The 18,858-nt window shown below is 64.8% G+C and carries 18 protein-coding genes; 10 read left to right on the forward strand and 8 right to left on the reverse strand.

Annotated features, from left to right (window positions below):
* Positions 1-230 precede the first annotated feature (230 nt).
* Positions 231-842, forward strand: a complete 612-nt coding sequence (locus ACIHAD_RS47080; RefSeq protein ID WP_397361394.1) for a hypothetical protein — start codon at positions 231-233, stop codon at positions 840-842.
* A gap of 45 nt (positions 843-887) precedes the next feature.
* On the opposite strand, the gene ACIHAD_RS47085 is transcribed toward ACIHAD_RS47080, so the two are convergent.
* Complete coding sequence (locus tag ACIHAD_RS47085) at positions 888-1,373, reverse strand: hypothetical protein (RefSeq protein ID WP_397361395.1); 486 nt, start codon at positions 1,371-1,373, stop codon at positions 888-890.
* A 1,116-nt stretch (positions 1,374-2,489) separates the two neighbouring features.
* Here ACIHAD_RS47085 and ACIHAD_RS47090 point away from each other — a divergent pair.
* From ACIHAD_RS47090 to ACIHAD_RS47120, 7 genes are all read left to right on the forward strand, one after another.
* Positions 2,490-3,149, forward strand: a complete 660-nt coding sequence (locus ACIHAD_RS47090; protein ID WP_397361397.1) for a class I SAM-dependent methyltransferase — start codon at positions 2,490-2,492, stop codon at positions 3,147-3,149.
* 7 nt (positions 3,150-3,156) lie between these two features.
* Positions 3,157-5,799, forward strand: coding sequence for an SUMF1/EgtB/PvdO family nonheme iron enzyme (locus ACIHAD_RS47095; RefSeq protein WP_397361398.1), 2,643 nt, complete (start codon positions 3,157-3,159; stop codon positions 5,797-5,799).
* Complete coding sequence (locus tag ACIHAD_RS47100; RefSeq protein ID WP_397361399.1) at positions 5,799-6,083, forward strand: hypothetical protein; 285 nt, start codon at positions 5,799-5,801, stop codon at positions 6,081-6,083. The genes ACIHAD_RS47095 and ACIHAD_RS47100 overlap by 1 nt, the downstream gene beginning before the upstream one ends.
* Positions 6,080-7,297 (forward strand): hypothetical protein, encoded by a 1,218-nt coding sequence (locus ACIHAD_RS47105; RefSeq protein WP_397361400.1) that lies wholly within the window; start codon positions 6,080-6,082, stop codon positions 7,295-7,297. The genes ACIHAD_RS47100 and ACIHAD_RS47105 overlap by 4 nt, the downstream gene beginning before the upstream one ends.
* 559 nt (positions 7,298-7,856) lie before the next feature.
* On the forward strand, positions 7,857-8,090 hold the full coding sequence (locus ACIHAD_RS47110) for a hypothetical protein (RefSeq protein ID WP_364084317.1): 234 nt from the start codon (positions 7,857-7,859) through the stop codon (positions 8,088-8,090).
* Positions 8,091-8,098: 8 nt separating this feature from the next.
* The gene (locus ACIHAD_RS47115; RefSeq protein WP_397361401.1) at positions 8,099-10,111 is read left to right on the forward strand and encodes a hypothetical protein; all 2,013 of its coding nucleotides are present in this window, start codon (positions 8,099-8,101) and stop codon (positions 10,109-10,111) included.
* A gap of 184 nt (positions 10,112-10,295) precedes the next feature.
* Entirely contained in the window at positions 10,296-10,748 is a 453-nt protein-coding gene (locus tag ACIHAD_RS47120) for a hypothetical protein (protein WP_397361402.1), read from the forward strand.
* 306 nt (positions 10,749-11,054) lie between these two features.
* Here the strand turns inward: ACIHAD_RS47120 and ACIHAD_RS47125 are convergent, their stop codons facing one another.
* The 4 genes from ACIHAD_RS47125 to ACIHAD_RS47140 all read right to left on the reverse strand — a co-directional run bounded on the left by ACIHAD_RS47125 (position 11,055) and on the right by ACIHAD_RS47140 (position 14,396).
* Positions 11,055-12,419 carry a tyrosine-type recombinase/integrase gene (locus ACIHAD_RS47125; RefSeq protein ID WP_397361403.1) on the reverse strand — a complete coding sequence of 455 codons (1,365 nt, stop codon included), beginning with the start codon at positions 12,417-12,419 and terminating at the stop codon, positions 11,055-11,057.
* Positions 12,416-12,607 (reverse strand): helix-turn-helix domain-containing protein, encoded by a 192-nt coding sequence (locus tag ACIHAD_RS47130; RefSeq protein ID WP_364084329.1) that lies wholly within the window; start codon positions 12,605-12,607, stop codon positions 12,416-12,418. The genes ACIHAD_RS47125 and ACIHAD_RS47130 overlap by 4 nt, the downstream gene beginning before the upstream one ends.
* Before the next feature lie 758 nt (positions 12,608-13,365).
* Complete coding sequence (locus tag ACIHAD_RS47135) at positions 13,366-13,578, reverse strand: DUF397 domain-containing protein (protein ID WP_364084332.1); 213 nt, start codon at positions 13,576-13,578, stop codon at positions 13,366-13,368.
* A complete protein-coding gene (locus ACIHAD_RS47140) occupies positions 13,569-14,396 on the reverse strand; it encodes a helix-turn-helix domain-containing protein (protein WP_397361404.1) in 828 nt (275 codons plus the stop codon). Before ACIHAD_RS47140 ends, ACIHAD_RS47135 begins: the two co-directional genes overlap by 10 nt.
* Positions 14,397-14,645: 249 nt before the next feature.
* On the opposite strand from ACIHAD_RS47140, the gene ACIHAD_RS47145 reads away from it, so the two are divergent.
* Positions 14,646-15,167 carry an ATP-binding protein gene (locus ACIHAD_RS47145; protein WP_397361405.1) on the forward strand — a complete coding sequence of 174 codons (522 nt, stop codon included), beginning with the start codon at positions 14,646-14,648 and terminating at the stop codon, positions 15,165-15,167.
* A gap of 77 nt (positions 15,168-15,244) precedes the next feature.
* Positions 15,245-15,577: a hypothetical protein gene (locus ACIHAD_RS47150; protein ID WP_397361406.1), complete on the forward strand. Its 333-nt coding sequence runs from the start codon at positions 15,245-15,247 to the stop codon at positions 15,575-15,577.
* A 640-nt stretch (positions 15,578-16,217) separates the two neighbouring features.
* On the opposite strand, the gene ACIHAD_RS47155 is transcribed toward ACIHAD_RS47150, so the two are convergent.
* The 3 genes from ACIHAD_RS47155 to ACIHAD_RS47165 form a co-directional block, all read right to left on the reverse strand.
* Entirely contained in the window at positions 16,218-16,466 is a 249-nt protein-coding gene (locus tag ACIHAD_RS47155) for a helix-turn-helix transcriptional regulator (RefSeq protein ID WP_397361407.1), read from the reverse strand.
* Between the two features lie 294 nt (positions 16,467-16,760).
* Positions 16,761-17,702 carry a TRM11 family SAM-dependent methyltransferase gene (locus tag ACIHAD_RS47160; protein ID WP_397361409.1) on the reverse strand — a complete coding sequence of 314 codons (942 nt, stop codon included), beginning with the start codon at positions 17,700-17,702 and terminating at the stop codon, positions 16,761-16,763.
* Complete coding sequence (locus ACIHAD_RS47165; RefSeq protein WP_397361410.1) at positions 17,702-18,655, reverse strand: hypothetical protein; 954 nt, start codon at positions 18,653-18,655, stop codon at positions 17,702-17,704. The genes ACIHAD_RS47160 and ACIHAD_RS47165 overlap by 1 nt, the downstream gene beginning before the upstream one ends.
* Positions 18,656-18,858: the final 203 nt, after the last annotated feature.

Below are 18,858 nucleotides of genomic sequence, written 5' to 3' on the forward strand. Positions count from 1 at the left end.
CCTAGAGAAACGCCTCTCAGGCGCCCTCACCCATGTCCGCACAGGTCAGACCCCAGATTCGTGACTCTAGGACGCTGAATTACGCGGAACACAGGCCTGACGGTGCTGGTCCGCTCTGATCTGTCCGAGGACGTTGAGCTGCTGGTGCTCCGCCACGAGAACCCGGTACCCGCCGCCAGCGCGGTGGCCAGCCGCGGTGGGGTCACGCCGACCGGCTCAGGCTGGCCGCGTTGTCACGACTGATCCACCGCCGCCGGTGGGTGGAAGTATTTCTGGTGACCCTAGCGACGATCCTGCGCTGGCACCGCTACCTGGTGGCGCGTAGTGGACCTTCATCGATAGGCGGCGCCCGGACCGGCCCGGCACCCGCAGGCCGATCAAGGCACAGCACCGCCCTGCTGCAAACGTTACGAGTGATTGCGCTGGCGCTCGGCGGCCGAGCCGGCGCCCGGCTCACCGACCGACTGTCCACGGCGGTGAGCCGAATGACCTTGATCCGGATCATCCGCGGCCTGCCCGAGCCCGCTCTGCAGGCAGGGCCGCAGGTGCTCGGAGTGGACGACTTCGCGCTACGCGGGGGCCACCGCTACGGCACCATCCTGATCGACATCACCACCCGGCGGCCCATCGACATACTCGACGGACGCTCCGCCGACGCGCTGGCCAACTGCTGCCCGACCGCCCCGGCGTCCAGATCATCTGCCGCAACCGCGCTGGCAGCTACGCCGAAGGCGCCACCCGCGGCGCACCTAAGGCAACCCATCTTGCTGACCGCTGGCGCATGTGGAGAAGCCCGCCCCTTCGCGGAATTCGTGCCAAACCCAGGATTCGGCCATCGTTGACATTCCTGAGCATCGCAGCTACCCGGGCCAGCTCTGAGGAGTGATTCACGATGCGGATGACGTGGTGCGCTCCTGGAGGTCGACCCTTGGCTTCGTCACCGCGTATGACCCGCTTCCGCTGCCGCGGCGGATGACCACGACGCCATGCCAGTCTCCGTCCGTCCCTTGGCGCCATTCGAGCACCACCCCGGTGGGGAGCCATTTCGAGCCGAGCCGCACGTCGCACAGTCGGTACTCGAAATGGCCGTCGTGGCGTCGCGCGCACATGGGGCACGCCGTGAGGGTCTGGCGGGCATGTGCAAGCCCGACCGGAACGAGGTCGAGTTCCTGTCCGAGGCTCTCGACCAATTCCAGTGTCCTCCACAGGGCCTCGCACTCGAGGGAGAGGTGGAAGGCTGACCTCGGCCTGGCGCCAGGGACGGTGTAGGCCGTGCCCCAGGAGTTCGACTTGGGAACGTGAGTGTCGTAGAGCTCGGCGTCGGGGTTGCGCGGCGCCTGAGCATCGAACCGGCGGGTGAATTTACGCACCATCGTTATGCCTTTCGTACATGTCGCGACTTGAGGCGGGCAGCGTTGACACCACCACAGGCGGTGGTCATATATGCCGAACGTGTGCAATGAGCTGCGTAAAGGACGAAGTTGACGGATATGAACTGCAGCTCTAACTCAATAGAGGGACGTGCGACACGTCACGGGGAAGTCGGATCAGAGGGAATGCCCAGGATGCGATAACAAGCATCTCTTTGAGAAGGTAGGCTCCTTGATCCCGATACTGACTATACCCCCGGGTTCCGGCGCTTCCGCAAGTCTTGACAAGCGGCGGCGGTTGCGGAAGATCTCGCAGGGGCGGTGGTCCAGGAGGGTTGTGCTGAACGGCGACTGGCACTTCGAGTGGCGCAACCACCAGGGGTGGCACGGCGAGTGCTTCGTGCAAACCCTGGCCGGGGCGGCCGGGCTCCAGATGGCAAGCCGTACCCAGACATCACGTATCCCACTCGAAAGCATGGTTTCGTGCTGTGTGAGCTGGGGTTTCGCTCTGCGATTAGGGTCGCGACTGCGACCATCGGGAGGTGCTGTTTTGGCTTGTCCACCGGTTGGTGAGGTACCCATTCAACCTGCTCACAGTGCTGGCCCGCTCTGAACTGTCCAAGGATGTTGAGCTGCTGGCGCTTCGTCATGAGAACCAACTGCTCCGTCGCCAGCTCGGTGGCGGCTGCGGTGGGGTCACGCCGACCAGCTCTGGCTGGCAGCGTTGTCGCAGCTGGTCCACCGCCGCCGGTGGGCGAATGTATTCCCGGTCACCTCAGCGACGATCGAGCATTCGCTAGTGTGAACGCTTCCCACGCATTCCAGAACGTTGGCTGATCTCCTCGGCTTGACAGCGTGATTCGCTGCATCCGGGATCTGATCCGCGCGAGGCCAGCAGCTGAGATGGCGGGGAAGATTTCCGACATCATTGGCTGAACCTCTTACGGAAATCGGCCGTTCCTTGACTGACGTTGCCGCCCGTCGGATGCTGAGTCTTGCCCTGGTGCCTCGGCTTGGAGGGAACGTCTCGTGGGGAGAGATGTCACGCGGGCTCACTACGATCGCCTGGCGGACAGGTACGACGAGAACTGGGCCTACAGTCCGGAGTTCATCCGGTGGATGACCGATGGCATCCTCGGCCGGTTGAGTGTCGGCTCTAGCGATCTGATGTTGGATCTCGGGTGCGGGACTGGCCTCTACTCCCGCGGTCTGGGCGAGCATGCCGACACGGTGGTCTGCGCCGATCCCTCCCCAGCGATGCTGGAGCAACTCCCCACCGACGAGCGTTTGATCCCGCTGTGCGCGGGAGCCGAAGACCTCGCCGGAGGCCGGATCACGCCTCCTTATGACGGCTACGACGCGATCCTCCTCAAGGAGGTGCTTCACCACGTTGCAGATCCGCCTCAGGTCCTCGCCGGCCTGGCCCGCCTTTTGAGGCCGGGCGGGCGGATCCTCGTCGTCATGCTTCCGACGACCATCGACTACCCGTTGTTCGAGGCAGCGCTGACGCTCTTTCGGGAACGGCAACCCGACCCGGAAGACGTCGCCGCTGCGATGGATTGCAGCGCTCTTCAGGCCGAGCTGACCTACAGTGCCTTCCCGCTAACGTTCACCGTCGAGCGCTACACGCGGATGGTCCGCGACCGGTACATGTCACTGCTGTCCAGCTTCAGCGACGCCGAGATCGAGGCCGGGATTTCCGAGATCCGCCGCGAGCATCCCGGTCCCGAGGTCCATTTCCTGGATCGGTTCGCCTTCATTCTCGGGACGAAGGGGTGACGGCAGCGTGAGCGTTGAGTTCGACACTCGCTTGTTCCAGTTGAAGAACGAGCTGGATGATCATTCCAGGGTCGCCCGGCATCTCGGTCTGGACTTCGAGCGCCCGATCAAGTCGCTCGGCGACGGCTATCCCGAGAACGCCATCGCCCTGGTCGGGAAGATCACCGAACGGATCCTCAAGCAGCTCTGGCGGCACCACAACGTACCCGGTGACCCCGGCGGAAAGGCGCTGAGCGAGCTGATCAAGGGGGCGCAGCCGTACATCCGCAGCAGCACCGTCCTGGACTCCCTCCGCGACATCCAGCGGCTGCGGAACAGGTCCGCCCATGACGGGTACGAGATAGCCGAGGAGGACGGGCTCACTGCTGTCCGCCGGCTGCTAAGCGTGCTGGCGTGGTTCAGCAGCACCGGCAGCGGCGTCCTGAGTGGGGACGTGCCCAAGCTTGCCCCCGAGGTGGCCGCCAAGGCTGAGTTTCTCGCGGGGCTGTACCTCACGCTGGGTTTCCAGCCGGTCAAGCGGTTCGAGCTCTCCCGCAACACGGTTTACCAGCTGTTTTTTCGTGAGCGAGGACTGCGCAGCGAGTATGTCGAGTTGCTGCTGAGCAGGAACGTCGATGATGTGGTCCAGGTCCTGGAGACCACCGATGGCGAACTGCTGCAGACTCGGCTGCCCAAGCTCACTCGCTTCCTGATCCTGGAGGAGAACGGCATTAGCCAGGTGCCGAGCCCGCTGGGTGGCGACTACCGGGTGCTGGCCTACGACCGGTTCATGGACGCATTTGTCGACCTGGACCGGCATCTGGCAGATATCGTCGGCGCCTACCCGCAACTGCTGGACGCGGGGCGACTGTCCCTCTCCGGTGATCTGCTTACCACCGACGAGCGAACGGGCGAGCAGCGGATCTCCCGGGTAGGTGCGGCCGACCAGTTGCTGGACGAGGTGGCGGCTTCGGGCGGGAACCTGCTCATCGTCGGCCGATCGGGCAGCGGCAAGACGACGCTGCTCAAGCAGTTGGTTGCCCGCTCGGTCGCGGCGAGCCGACGGCGGTACCGCTTCTACTTCGACATGAGCCTCAAGCGGCCGGACGAGGCCTTCCGCGAGTTCGTCACGCGCGTCCTCACGCCGTACATGGCCGTGGAGAGTGCGTACGTTTTCGAGGTGTTCCACTACTTCGCCCGTTCCGGCTCGGTGCTCTGCGCGCTGGACGGCATCGATGAGGCGGTGCCGTCGACGACCCAGGCAGGATTCCTGGAGCTGTTCACCGAGATCGCCCAGGTCCTGTCGGCGGAGTCGGCGGTCATCACCACCTCCCGGGTCTCCTTCCTGGAGGACTCTCCCCAGGTGCGGCGGCTGCTGGACGGCACTTCACTGGTGTCGGAGAAACTGGTTCAGCAGCTTCACGCGCAGGGCGTGAACCCGCTGCTCGTGCCGCGCTTTTCGGCGTTGCGCCTGCATGATGCCACCGACGCCGCCTCGCCCCTGGAAGTACGGCTGGCTGAGGATCTAAATCTCGCCCCTGACCGGCGTCTCCCGCACCTGGCCGAGCTGGCCTGGCAGCACATCACCCGAGTCGGTGACTCGGCGGGGCTGAGGTCCGCTCTGCCGTCGATCACAGCGTATTTCGGGCTGGCCTTCCTACACGGCCGTACGGTCTTCACCTTCGTCGACCTCGTCAATGATCTGGGTATCGAGTTGTTCGACGGCGGGCGGCTCACCTACGACGCCTTCCGGCTGCGGGCCTTGTTCCGGCTCGCGGGTCCCTCTGCGGTCTCCTTCGCCCACAGTGCTTACCAGGAGCTGCTGGCTGCAGAGTTCCTCCGCGATGCGGCCAATCGAGAAGCGTCCCTCGGGATGGCCTCGCGTCTGACTGAGCAGGTTCGCGAGTTTCTCCATCGCAGGGGCCAGCAGGAGGCTTCGGCGGACGACTGTGTCCTGCCGGCCGGTGTCTACCTGGTCGGACCGAGCCATCACTTGATGCTCAAGCGCGTCAGGCAGACCGTCCGCTTCGATCGTTTTCCCGTTACGGTCGGCCGCTACAACCGCTTCCTGGAGGCGGTCCGCCGGTACGGTTCACGGCAGTGGGACCACCCGGACAAACCCGAAGAGTTCTCCCACGAGCCTTGGCAGGAACGCCTCAAGGTTCAGGAGTACTTCACCGACCCGGCATACGAGGATCATCCGGCGGTCTGCATCAACTACTGGAGCGCCTACGCCTTTGCCCGCTTTGAGGGCAAGCGCCTGCCCACCTCTCTGGAATGGGAAGCCGCCGCCCGCGGGACCGACGGCCGGCTGTTTCCCTGGGGTGACGAGATCGATCTTGACATCGTCAGCAGCGCGGACTCCTGGAGCGGGCGTGCACTGATCACCTACGAGGCGTGGCGGGAGGAACTCGATCTCGGGAGGCTGAGCCAGGGCATGCCCAGTCCGGTCGACGCGCATCCCGGCAATGTCTCCCCGTTCGGTATCCGGGAGATGGCCGGAAACGTCTGGGAGATCACCGGCACCGTACTGGAAGATTTGAACGAGGTGGTCATCTGCGGCGGCTCCTATGACAACCCCTATCGGGCACTGCAGACTTCCTCCAAGGGCCTGGCGCGGCGGCGGGGATGTAGCAACGCGGTCGGCTTTCGTTGCGTCGAGGAGCTGTGATGAGCGGTGAAGGGCTCGCTGAGAGCGATGGGCAGCGGTTCGGCTACATCGTCGATCGCATGCCGCACGGCAGCGGGCAAGGCGGGCGCCAGGGCACCTACATCGTCCGTGACGCCGACACGGGCACACACCACTCCTTCATGTACGCCGACATTGTGACCGAGGGGTTCCGGACCATCCGGACCGGCGAACGAGTGCGGTTCCTGAAGACCCCGGAGGACTCAGAACATGCCTGCTACGTCATCCGCTTGGACCTCCCGGAGATCGAGGACTACTACCAGTGACCCGGCTGGTACGTCAGACCCTGATCGTCGTCTATGAGGCCCGCTTCCCTGCCGCACCTGCGTGGGAGCCGGGACCGCTGGTCCTCCAGCATGGCCAGGTCCGCTCCACCGCCGAAGCCCGCAGTGAGTACTACAGCGCCAAGGCGGCCCGCGTGCTGTACGGTGACGCGGCACACGCCAGACGCTGGCACGACGCATCTCGCCGCCTCACCGCCCACGGCGAGATCGCCGGCATCGAAGCCCTCCGCGTGACCGACGAGCCGGACGCTTGCGGGCTGGTGGCGATCCACCTGCGGCTCAGGCAGGGAACCCCCATTGCGCTGCTACGCGCCCTGGCCCGGCGCAGAGACGCCCTACCCGCCGATTTCGACCCGCAAGAGCTAGTCGGCGGACAGGTCACGATCGAGCCAGGTGTCCGCCCCTTCACCATCACTTTCATCACCTCAGCACGGAACGGCCTGCCGCGCCTGTACCGGCAGCCTCGCTACTGGCGCTGGCCACCCGTCTGCCAGTGGCTGTGGGCTCTCGCTTCCCGGACTAACCTGGCCGACTACCCTCCTGACCCGAAGAACCTCGAACCTGCAGACAACGAGATCATCCGGCTCTCCAGCGACTGGCAGGCCATCGTCCTGCGAGATGGGATGGGAGTAGTCGGCGTCCGTTCCGACCGAGGGCAGGACGACCCGTTCTACTGCTACGCGGAGCTGTACCTGCGCTCGATCTACCTGGACGCCGTCCTGCTCGGCATGCTGCAGAAGCAGGGGCTCACCCATCTGGAGAAGCGCATGGCCGCCGCACTCGATTCCGCGCTGTCTGCGACGATGGCCGGGCTCGAACGCGAAGTCAGCTTCTTCCGCCATCAGCTGTGGGCGCAGCACCTTACCCCACACGGCACACCTAACCGCCTGCTGACCGCCTATCAGCGCCAGCACGCGCTCCGGGAACGGTTCGAGCAGATGCTCACCGAGATCAGCGACTTCAACCGGCTCACCCGCGACGACGAGAACCGGCACGTCAACAGCGCCGTAGTCGTATTCACCCTCGTCACTGTCCCCGCCGGCATCGCCCTTGCGCTCCTGCAGGTCCTGGGGACCGATCAACCATGGCTCCTTGCCACCGTGGCAGGAGTCTGTCTGGTGCTCATCGCACTTCTCTTGCGCACACGTTCTGCGCGGGTGGCTTTCAGAGCTCTCCGCCGCCGCTTCACGCCATGACACAGGACATTGGTGACACTTTTGTCGCGAACCAATCGGCGTGACGCCTCGGTGAAGACCGCAGTGTATTTGGCATTGCGGTCACGGATAAAATCTCTACGCCTTCGGCCCGCTCCCCCAGGCCCATGACGGGGTCGCTCCCGGAACACCATCATTCAACTTCATCGCGGCGATCCGCCGCGTACCCCACCGGATGCCCGTGGCAGTAGCGAGGAATCTCCTACAACGAGCCTAGAGCCCATCATTCCCTGGCGTAGGCGGCCTTCGACACGCTGTCCTGGATCCCATCACCGCCCCGGCGGACATCGCCAACCTAACCCCGTGCCGACGAGGGCGGCTCGCGATGCCCTTCGAATACTTGCATGCCGCCCGGACTGCACGGACGGAGTTTCGGCAGGCGCTCAATCCGCGGCCTCCTCATGCCACAGCCACTTCCCACGTTGTACGTACGGCCAGGGCTGCCAGGTTCGAGTGATATCCACTTGGTCGGACTCATCCCTATTGCGCCACCCAGGGTTAGCATTCAAGCGTCTAGTCGTCTCTCCTGGGTCAGGCCGTCATGCCGACGAAAGATGAGGTGGAGACCGCCCGCCGGCAGATCGAGCGTCTTTCCGATCAGTGCGAGGCGGATTTACGCGAGCTCATCCGCCTTGCCGAGGGTGGCGCGCTGAAAGGACCGGAGGGCGACAAACTCTCCGCCGATATGCGTCAGTGGGAACGCGAGACCAAGAACTACTTCCGGGCGGCCCTGGACACTCTCCACAACCTCCCCGCGTCCGAGGTGTCTCGATGAGTCCTCAGGTGGGCATCAACCCCGAGCTCATGACCAAGCTCATCGCCATGCTCAAGCGCACGGGCCCTGAGTTCCGGGAATCGAGCCGCCAGGTCGAAAGCGCGCTCGGTCGTCTCGGAGTCGAGCTCTGGGCCTCCCCCGCGCTGCGCTTGGTCGCCGACCAGATGAGCGCGAAGCCGCCGGACCTTCAAGGTCGCCTGGACCTGATTCTCGCCACCCCTGACGTGGGGCTCGACCGCGAGGGCATGATGTGGGCGGACGGCGCGGACTGGCAGTCCAGCACCGCGGAAGGCGCCGCCGCCGCCCAGACCCTGGCGGCCAGAATCCGGGCGCAGGCCAAAGCCGGGAACCTCGACGCCAAGACAGTCGCCGAACTCGAAAAACACAAGAACGATCCCCTCTTCGCGGCCGCGTTCGCCAAGGAACTCCCGCCTGCTGAGCTCAAGCGACTGATCTCCCGCATGTTCAGGACAGATCTTCCTCCCACCGGCCGCCCGGACGACAAGGACCTGGGCACCGAGAAGAAGGTCGCCGACCTGTTCAGCACCATCTTGGGGACCGCCTCCAGGGCCCGGAAGCTGCCTGACAAGTACGCCGATGAACTGCTCAAGGATCTGGGCGACCCGCAAAGCGCGTTCGCCATCGGCAAGCTCCTCGGCGAGGGGACGTTCGACCACGCGTTCCTGCTCAACGTGGTGAAGCGGGTCTACGACTACGACGTGGCCCATCCCCAGGCACGGGCCATCGAGCCGGAGTTGCCGCTTTCCGGCACGAACAAGGTGCGGCCCGGCCCTGACCAGAGCCCCATGAGCGCGGTGCTGAATGCTCTGATCCATCATCCGAAGGTTGGCCAGGACTTCTTCGCCGACCCCCAGCGCAGGCCGCTGGCCTACCTGATGCGTGACCGGCGGTGGGCAGCGGGGAGCGACAAGTTGCTCGGCGAGGCCCTTTTCGAGGCTGCGACGAAGTTCCGGGACCATGGCATGCCCCGGGAGCAGTCGAGCGGATACAAGTCCGCGCTCATCGCGTCATGGGCCAGCCATTACTGGGCCGAGGAGAAGGTGCAGCAGAACCTGCCGAACACCCGGACCTGGGCCGCTTCCCTCTATGCGAACTACATCAGTGACGTTCACCGGGCCAATCAGGCGCCGGCGACCAAGGAATACGGCGTGGACGCCGCCTACGACCCGGACAAGTCCCTCTCCGGCATACAGCCCTATGGCGCCGTCCTCAACAAGGACGAGCTCAAGAAGGCCATGACGTGGGCGTTCAATGACAACGAGGCGTTCAAGACCGTGGCGGCGGCCCACGCGCAGTACTCGGTGCAGGTCCTGGACGAGACAGCGTCCGAACTGGCCGCGGAGGTAAGAAGCAAGTTCGCGGCATGGCACAAGTCGCACCCTGGCGCGACCAAGGAACAGATCGACGACAAGCGACAGGAGATCCTCGAGAACACGATGAGCAGCGGCGGCGGATCTTTTCAGTTCCAGGGCATGGTGAACGACCTCAGCGAGACAACGTACGCGATCACTGATGCCGGGAACATCGCCAAGATCGAGGAAGCCAGGAAGAACGACGAGCGGTACGCGATGTACAAGAACATGGTCACGAAGATCATCGACCTGACCCCGGGACCGCAGGGCAAGTTCGTCGGGCTGCTAGTGGGCCAGGCAAAGGAACACATCTATGGACAGTTCACGTCCAAATCAGAGGACAAGGCGAAGGTAGCGGCCGGGAACGCGATCGAAGACGCAGGAATCATGTTCCGTGATGCCACTGCGGCAGCCATGATGCGCCACGGTCTTTTCGGCGACGGATCGGCGCCAGCACCAACCCACCCATATGCTTCCAAACAATACCCGAAAGGTTCTCATGGCGACTTCCTGATAAACGGGAAAATCATACCAAAGGATCAGATGAATGTAGACCAAAGAAGAGCTTACCGTGAATGGCTTTATCTGACCAAAGAGACGAAACGCATCTTCTACGGCGCAGATTCCGCCATAACCCGAGACTCCTGATCTACAGCAGAGGCCCCCCATGAGTCGACCCTCCTTCAGCACGAGAAACCTGTTACCACCCGCAGCATTACTTCTTGCGGCGGGCCTGCTGACTGCCTGCTCGGGCTCTCCGCCATCGCCCCCGTCGCCCGCACCGGACACGCGGCCACTCGGCGATGTCACCGCCGCTCCCAAGGTATGCGGCTTGGTCTCGAAGCAGTCCATCGAACGCGCCACCGGCCTCAGTGACTTCACCGTCCAGAAGTACATGTCCGAGGATGGCAAGCACCTCGACTCCTGTTACATCTACACCAATCCCCGGAGCGGCAGCGGCTATCGCCTCAGGTTCGAGATTGACAACACGTCACCGCTCCCGCTGAAGGATATTGAGCGAATCAAGGCGTCCAGCGACGGAGTCGATCTGCCCGCAGATTCCGGGCCCGGATACACCTTCACCCTCATGGATTCCGGGGTGAAATACGAGACCGCGGGATGGGCATGGGCGCGGGACGGCAGCAGCATGCTCACCGTGACACTTGCCGAGACGCCGTCGAACAGAGATCCGCAAAGGGACGCCGCCGAGTTCATTCGTCAACTCAGGCCCATCGTTCTCGACACGGACGGAGCATCGACGCGGCCTTCCGGCCGACCCAAGTGATCGACTCCCACGTATATGGCCGATCGAAGACCGAAACCGCCGATCGCCTCATCAGCGCGGCGACGACGCCACTTCGATCGACTCCCGGACGGTATCCGCCTGCACTTCATGGCACCTATGCGCATGGACCGGCCCAACGAGCAGCGGCATTGAATTCCTGTCCGTCTTGCCATGACCGAGCAAGGAGCCGACAGACCGAATCACCCAGGGAGAGCGTTGCGTACCGTGGTGGAACGCCACGATAAGGCGCAAGGCAGGGAGTGAATGGCCCCGGCCGGGCCGGGGCCGTAAGCAGATCCATGCAGGCTACTCGGTCAGAGCGTCGTTGATCTTGTCATTGAAGTGCTCTCGCTGACCGTCCACGCATTTCGCGTAGACCCGCAGCAGTACATCCACGCCATGACCGGCGCGCTTGGCCACCTCGACGGCCGGAACGCCCGCGTTCAACCACAGCGAAACTGCAGCGTGCCGCAGGTCGTACGGTCGAGCAGCCAAAGATGAGGCGAACTGTGCCGGGGTGAGCGCGAGTTTGCGAGCTTCCTGCCAGACGTAGGAGTATGCCGAACTGGAGTAGGTGCCACCGGTACCCGTGTGGAAGACTCTGCCGTCCTCAGCGGTGGCATACGCGGCGATGTGCTCGCGAAGCATGGCAACCAGGATGGGCGGGATGGGGATCTCTCGTGTTTCCTTGTCCGCGCGGTGCTTCAGGTTGCGCGACTCGTGGGTCTCGCCGGAGTTGGTCCAGCGCTTCGTCCCCTGGGGCCGCGCCCTTTCCAAGACGATCAGGCCCCAGCCCGCGTCCGGCAACGTGCAGTTGGCCAGCCGTAGGTCCGCCGCTTCCTCCGGCCGGAGCGCGGCGTAGTACACGCATGCGAAGAGAGCCTTGAGCCGAGGGCCGCGCCTGCGGCCTACTTTCGGCACTGCCTCGAGGAGTTGCCGTGCCTGGGTGGGGTTGACCACCGTACGGGGGTCAACGAGCGTTACGGATTTGGGCGTCCTCCTCTTGATCTTGTCCAGCGGGTTTCTGTTGAACAGTTGCTCCTCGACTGCATGCTCCAGCAGGTGATGCAGGATGGCACGCTTACGACGGACCGAGTTTGCTGCAGCGGGTGCGCCGGAGAAGCTGATCGAGATGGCGTCGAGGGCCGTGCGTAGAACCTGCGCTTCTTCGAAGGCAGTCAGCGCCAGAGAGTTCCTCTCCAACCAACTCAAAGCCACGGCCTGTGCCGCTGTCAGGTGGGCCCGCCGCTTCTCTGGGAGCAGCACATGAATTCGGAGAACCTCCCTGAGCTCCTCATCGGCAGGACGGTACGGCGCGTCGGTGACCAGCACGGGGATGAGAGAGAGCAGTGCGTACGCGTCTGTCTCTCGGGTTCGAGGTGCCGTCGAGTTCCAGCGTCGCAGGACATACGCCTGAGCGAACTGGAGGAACGATGGCCCGGAGGATCGCCGCGCGCACTTCGACACAGGCAGGCCGGTGCCGAGGTCGAACTCCTCCCCTACCTTGGTCGCCTGCCGTAGGTCGGACATGAAGGCGTAGGCCAGCCCCTTGGTCCGGAAGCTCTTCGACCTTTCCTTGCCGGCTACTCGCCAGCGGGCGATGTAGGCGGGCGTACTGTTGTTGAAGCGCCGCTGGATCTGGCCTAGCTTCACGTCGTAAGTGGTGTTCACCTCGACTCCCGTCGTGAGTCGAGCCAGGCCATGAGGTCGCTCCGCCAGATGCGGAGTTCGAGGTTGGGCAGTTGGACGCAGACTGGTGCGCGGCCAATCTGACGCCAGCGGTAGAAGGTGCGGCGGGACACGCCGCCCAGCTCTTTGAGGACCTGAGGAACGGTCAGCAGCTCATCATGCCTGGTCATCGGCCAATACCCCGGTTCGGAACGCAGGTGCTTGGGCGACTGCTGCCTGCGGGGACCGAATGGCGTACGGTACACCGGACTTTGAGGTCTACCCGGCGGACACTGTCCAGCTCATGCATGGTGTTGGCGTGGTGGAGGAGCCCACATGGAGTGCCGATTGGGCGATTCACACTGCCATGTAGGAGTACGCGTCGACGGAGCTCGCCGACTCTACAGATCCGGCTGGCCCCGCGGTTGTCAGGCCGGGCGTTCAGCCAGTCGATCGGCCCAGGGGTGGTGCGGGAGTGGGCGAGCTTGCCCAAGACGTACATCTTTCCTCCAGCGATCTGATCTGACCTTGGCCCGTCAGGTGTCCTGGTGGACGTACGGTCCCGCGATCACCCGCATGGCGATGATCCCCGGACCGGCTGAGGCACGGGCTATAGACGCTCACCTTCAGCCGCGCTGTCAAGTCCAGCGGGATGGCGTACTCACGTATCGCGGCAGCTCAGCATGGACCCAACCTCCGAGCGGATGGGCGAACAGGAGCAGTTTTCGGCGGCTTGCGGAAGGTCAGCTGGTCGCCGTACACGGTGACATGGATCGGCAATTCAACTGGGGAGCGCTTCCAGTTCGTCGCCGACCTCGCGAGCGCCTTCGGCGTCAAGCGGTAGGCGCTAACCTATTGATCTTGGTGGAAGGGGTCGATCGCCCTACCCGGCAACAGGGACAGGAGCTCGCCGCCAGCGAGCCCCAGTCGATTCCAACGTCGGTAATCGTCAGAAGTCGAATTCGCCCTTCTTGGCGCCATCGATGAACGCAGCCCAAACCGATGCTGAGACGACGTAGGGAGCCTGGTCGGGGGCTTCAGTGTCGCGGATGCCGACCCGGCCTCCGGGTAGCGGTGCAACCTCCAGGCAATTGCCGTTGTCGCCAGAGTGTGCGGCCTTGCGCCAAGCAGCGCGGCCCAGATCCTCGTTGGTCACTTCCATCGCTTGGCTTTCTCCTCGATCAATCGGAGTGACGCCCTGCGGGGAAGGGCATCACCATGCAACATCTCATACCTCGACTTGACGTCCAGAACGCGATCGGAGTCGGCGGTGATCTGGCTCAGGGTGATTGACTCAATATAGGCCGTATCGGGCATCTCTGGTCCGCTGGCAAGCATGAAGGCACCTTGCAGGCCGGTCGTCAGCCACGCATTGTGGGGAAGGACATGAATGTGAACGCGCGGATGATCATCCATCGCGGCCAAGTGCGTGAGTTGCTCGTTCATGACCGCCTCACTACCGATGGGCCGGATGAGGACCCCCTCGTCCAGCACCGCCCATAGCGTAGGACCGTTTTCCCGCTCCAGGATGCGCTGGCGATCCATCCGTGCGGCGACGCTTTGCTCGACGAGGTCGGGAGTGGTTCTCGGCCTGCCTCGGAAAATGGCTCGGGCGTACTGCTCGGTCTGAAGTATGCCAGGGATAATCAGCGGCTCCCAGGCGCGAAGCATGTCCGCCCGCTGTTCGATCTCGACGAGTTGAGCCAGCCAGATCGGCCACCGGCCGGCATGCTCGACGGTCTCCCGCCAGCGGGCCAGCAGTCCGCCGTCGGCTCCCAGTGCAGTGTCGGCGGCGCGGGCGAATTCCTCGTCGGCCGGACGTTCCCCGCGCTCGACCATGCTGATCTTCGAGACAGACCAGCCGAGCATTGCGGCAAGTTCCTTTTGCCGCCTCTCAGCCACTATGCGGTATTCACGAAGATAAACACCAAATTCCGCCCTTGGGGCTTTCAACGCGGGTTCCGGATCGATGTCTCGCAATGCAGGATGCTCCCTTCCTCACGGCACACGAGAAACGCACGCCGAATGTGTAGTAGCACACCTGGTTCGTGTCGGGAAAGTGCTTTGCAATCCACCCCTCAGGCTGGGGATTTCTGGGAAGGTCTCTTCAGGCCAGCTCGGCGTATCACAGCCAGCCACACGCGGAAGATGATCGTGCGTGCACTTGGCCGATCCCATTATTCACATAAGCGGCCTGGCTGTTGATCGAGGATTAGCGAGGCGGATTCGTTGATCTACTACATTTCACTCCCCCAGCTCCAGGTAATCGGCACAGCCCATCTGGCGCACAGCGATCGGGCCCCTCATCTGGCCCGGAAAGCTGTCAGCGTCTGGCTGGCGCCCGAGCATCCAGCGCAGGAGATCACGGTTCTGGCGGCCTCGGAACTGGTCACCAATGCGGTGAAGTACGCCGACACCTCCAGCGGCAGCGGCGATGACGGTCGTGACTGCGGCGGTGATGCCGAAGGCCGTCAGGACGCAATCGCGCTCAGGCTGTGTCAGGGGCGGGACTACCTGCGGCTGACGGTGACCGATCCCGGATCGTCCTGCTCAGAGCCGTCGAGGATTCCGCTGCAGACACCGAGCCTGGACGCCGAGCGTGGGCGGGGGCTGGCAATCGTGGAAGCCCTATCCCGCAACCGGTGGGGCAGCTACCTAATGCCCCTGACCGGACTGCGCCTGGTGTGGTGCCATCTCGACCTCAACCCGACCCCAGCGCAAGTCGAAGAGCTGTTCCGCGCCCCGATCTAGCCCGGACGCATCCAGCCGCATGTCACAAGCAATCTTCGCCAGAAACCCATTGCCGTCGATCAGCCTCGGAGACCGTCATGCCCGAACCCGTCCCGCCCGGCAAAGCCGACCAAGCCGCCACCTACCTCAGCGACCTGCAAAAACTGCTGCAGGAGCAGGGCCTGCACGCGCGCCTGCTCACCCACGACGAGCGACTGCCGCGTCTACGGGTCATCAACCCCGACGCCCCCTCGCTCAGCGAGGTCATCTCGGCGGCGCCTCTGGGAAACGAGTGGAGCTTGTGGTGGTCATGGGCCGAACCGATCACTCCGGTCAGTGAGATCGCCACCGCCGCCGAGCGCATCCGCTACGTGCTAACCCCCGTCGCGAACCAAGACACCTGCCTCGGACCACAACACGAACCAACCTGACAGCGTCCGGCCGCCCCATGACGCGGCAGGAAGGGCCACGATCCGCACCCATCGAACGACACCGGCCACGCCGGTGCGCAACCCCCTGCTAACCCGCGACCGCCCAGAAGACGGACTTGTCTGGATGCAGCGCCCTCATCTGGCCACATCCGAGAGCGCGGGATGAGAGCAAATCCCCTGCCTCTCGGGAGCGCGGGAGTCGTGTGCAGCTCGACACGAAGCGCTTCTGAGAGGGCGATGACCGCGAGCGCCTCGAGTGGAGGCATGGACGCGGTCACGCCCGGACGGCTGGCCGATAAGCGGAGCCCGGTCAGCCGCCCCTGTGACGATCACGGCGGTGCCCCCGTCCGCCTGATCGTCGCCGGGCGGCCCCTCGCAAGGAAATGGCGTCGCAGAGGCAAGGGCCCTGCGACTGAGGGGCCGCCCATCTCCGTAGACGTCCGGCAGCAGCGCGCTCCCTTCCCAGCGTGTGCTGCTGCCGGACCCAGGGTCTCCCAGAAAGCACCTGCTATGGGTCACACCTGCCAGGCGCATCATCCCCTTCTAATAGGGCCTCCTTCCGTTGCAGAGCAGGGGGAAGGTGAAGGCCGGCCAGTCGTGGGACCCTTAAATGCGGTGCCCTTGGCGACTTGTCACCGCCCTAGCCTGCCGGGCGGCTGTCGTTGCCGCCTCGGGTAGTGGGTTCAAGAAGCGCCCGCAGCCCGCGCACCGGCACCGCGTACCGGCCGCCGATGCGCAGCACCCGGCACGGGAACTCGCCTGCTTTGGCCAGGCGATATGCCTTGGTGCGGCCCATCCCGAGTAGCCGTCCGGCCGTCAGCAGGCTGACTACCTCCGGCCGTTCAAGGGCCTCGGTCGCCTGGGGCTGGGCTGGGATGGTGCTAGTCATGCATGACCTCCGTGACGTTGATGAACAGGAGCCGTGGTGGGCCACGCGGGATGCGCAGCCGCTGTGACCGTGGCGGGCTGCGGTGAGCGCTACGCCACCGGCCCGGCCCCGACCGGCCCCTGCTGGGGGGGACCGCCGTTCATGGACGGGCGGCCACAGCCCTAGGCATATGGGTCTGGCGCGGGACGGTCTGATGGTGGCGCTATCGACGCTTACCTTCATGGCACACACAAGCGATATCCGCAGGTCTACGCCCATGGCCAGGATCAGGACCGGGACGCGAGATGATCCGGGCTACTTCAGCTCGCGGCCGTCTCGAAGGCTGGAATCCGACTGAGCTGATGCCGGAGTCGATTCCTGCTGAAGACTCTGCAGCTTCTGCGAACTCACGGGCTTCGCGACTCTCCGGAACACCAGCAGGTCCTCGTGCGCGACGGCGTGGATGGGCAGGCCGCGCGCCCATGCCTTGCGTGCTTCATAGAGCTGGAAGAACGACGCCCGGTTCAGCAGGTGGCCATCGCCGAGGCCACACAGCAGGCACACGATCCGATCGGCGAACACCAGACCGGCGCCCTCGGCCACCTGGTGGACGTGACCGGGCAGGTCGATCAGCTCGCCACGCACCCGGTATGGCCGCACGGTGATCGCCGCAACTCCGCCCGGACGCAGTAGTTCCACGCAGCCGGCCAGGATGTGGCCGAACCCGTCCAGCAATGCCGAGAGCTGCTGGTGGGCGAGGTTGCCGCGGTCGGTCGAGTAGTGGTGGTTCCACTTGCGCACGCCTGGCTCTCCAGTGTCGCGGGTGGAGCGGATGTGCCCATGCGTCACCCCTCCGTACGGCGGGGAGGTCAGCACCAGCGCCGCCTGCCCGGCCAGATCCGGTAGCAACCGGGCGATGTTGCGAGAGTCCCCGACCACCACTCGCCCGAAACCGGACGCCCCGTGCTTCTTGGCGAAGCCGAGGTTCGCGACGGCCAGGCGCGCCCATTGTTCCTCGTACTCCACGCCCGCGGCGTGCCTGTCGAGATGGACGGCTTCGACCAGAGTGGTGCCGATCCCGCACATCGGGTCGACGACCAGTTCACCCGGCCGGGTGTAGGTGGAGATCACGCGGGCGGCGATGGAGGGCAGCATCTTGCCCGGATGCCGCATCGACTCCGGCACGTACCGGCCCCGCCGCTGCACCTGCGAGGGCTGCTGCCCGGTCGCCCACACCGACGTTGTCACCTCGGCCATCAGCGCGCACCCCCAGCCCGCGCGATGGAACCGGTGGCGGCCTGCGAGCTGGCGCTGCCCGCGGGCGGCGCCTGCGGTCCGTGCGGCTCGGGCAGCCCCCTTGGCCGCGTGAACAGCAGCACGTCCGAGTGCACCCGGGCGCTGGCCGGCAATCCGGCGCACTGCGGCAGGTCCTGCAGCGCGGCCAGGCCACGGCGCAAGAGGTCAGGTTCGATGCACTCACCGCGAGCAGAGTGCCGCAGGGCGACGATGTGTTGCAGATACACCAGCCCCACGCTCCGAGCTTGGGTGATGATCTCGGGCATCGGGTCGGCCACATCGCCTTGGCTATGCAGGCCGGTCACCACAGCCAGATGCCCGTCCGGCTTCACCAGTCTCGCCGCCGCCGCGATGCCGTGCGCCCTGGCCTCATCGTGCGAGCTTGACTGGCCCAGGCACCGGCCCGACTGGTCGCAGATCTGCTCCGTCACCACCAGCCCTGCGCTCCTGGTGAGATCGGCCAGCGGCGCCTCATAGTCCTTGTGTTCAGTGATGCGTAGATCGGTGACCTCCAGGTCGTGGGCGGTGTGGGTGTGCGCGAGACGAGTCCAGGTCACGTCCGCACGAGCCGCGTCGGTGAAGACGGCCACCGGCAGGCAGCCCGCCGTCAACGCGGCCGAGACCAGCTGGTGATCGCCAGCGCCGAGATGGACCACCGTCTCGCCCAATCGAGCGCAGGTCGCTATGAGGTGACGGGCCAGCGGGCCGCTGACCGGATGGCAGCAGCCCGCCGCGCAGGCGGCGATGGATTCGGTGTCGGCTGCCGCCAGCCAAACGGTCAGCGGCAGATGTCCCCGTGAAGGGGCCTGGGCCTCGCGGCTCATACAGAGTTCGCGGAAGGGATTGCTGGTCGTTGTGGACGTGGACGAAGAGTTGGCGGTGGTGGAGGTGGTGGTGATGGCCGGTTCAGTCATCTGGGTGTGGCCCGAGTACCGGGTCAGCGGTCCCTGTCACTTAACCAAATACCGGACTGATGGCCGGAGTTAGGACGGGCCGTCAAGCAAAGGTCCGGCAATGTCGGCCGCTACCGTCCAGCACTCGCGACCTCCTCGGCTCGGTCTCCCCTGCGGATCCGTCCACAGCTTGCGGGCGATGTTTCCTCATCGGAGGCACTTGC

Source organism: Nonomuraea sp. NPDC052265, assembly GCF_044547985.1.
Classification (GTDB): domain Bacteria; phylum Actinomycetota; class Actinomycetes; order Streptosporangiales; family Streptosporangiaceae; genus Nonomuraea.

Coding starts and splice junctions, on each gene's coding strand:
- ACIHAD_RS47130 (WP_364084329.1), bottom strand. CDS start 12,607: ATGACCAGGCATGATGAGCTGCTGACCGTTCCTCAGGTCCTCAAAGAG.
- ACIHAD_RS47150 (WP_397361406.1), top strand. CDS start 15,245: ATGCCCGAACCCGTCCCGCCCGGCAAAGCCGACCAAGCCGCCACCTAC.
- ACIHAD_RS47110 (WP_364084317.1), top strand. CDS start 7,857: ATGCCGACGAAAGATGAGGTGGAGACCGCCCGCCGGCAGATCGAGCGT.
- ACIHAD_RS47160 (WP_397361409.1), bottom strand. CDS start 17,702: ATGGCCGAGGTGACAACGTCGGTGTGGGCGACCGGGCAGCAGCCCTCG.
- ACIHAD_RS47135 (WP_364084332.1), bottom strand. CDS start 13,578: ATGGAAGTGACCAACGAGGATCTGGGCCGCGCTGCTTGGCGCAAGGCC.
- ACIHAD_RS47165 (WP_397361410.1), bottom strand. CDS start 18,655: ATGACTGAACCGGCCATCACCACCACCTCCACCACCGCCAACTCTTCG.
- ACIHAD_RS47100 (WP_397361399.1), top strand. CDS start 5,799: ATGAGCGGTGAAGGGCTCGCTGAGAGCGATGGGCAGCGGTTCGGCTAC.
- ACIHAD_RS47155 (WP_397361407.1), bottom strand. CDS start 16,466: ATGACTAGCACCATCCCAGCCCAGCCCCAGGCGACCGAGGCCCTTGAA.
- ACIHAD_RS47090 (WP_397361397.1), top strand. CDS start 2,490: ATGACCGATGGCATCCTCGGCCGGTTGAGTGTCGGCTCTAGCGATCTG.
- ACIHAD_RS47085 (WP_397361395.1), bottom strand. CDS start 1,373: ATGGTGCGTAAATTCACCCGCCGGTTCGATGCTCAGGCGCCGCGCAAC.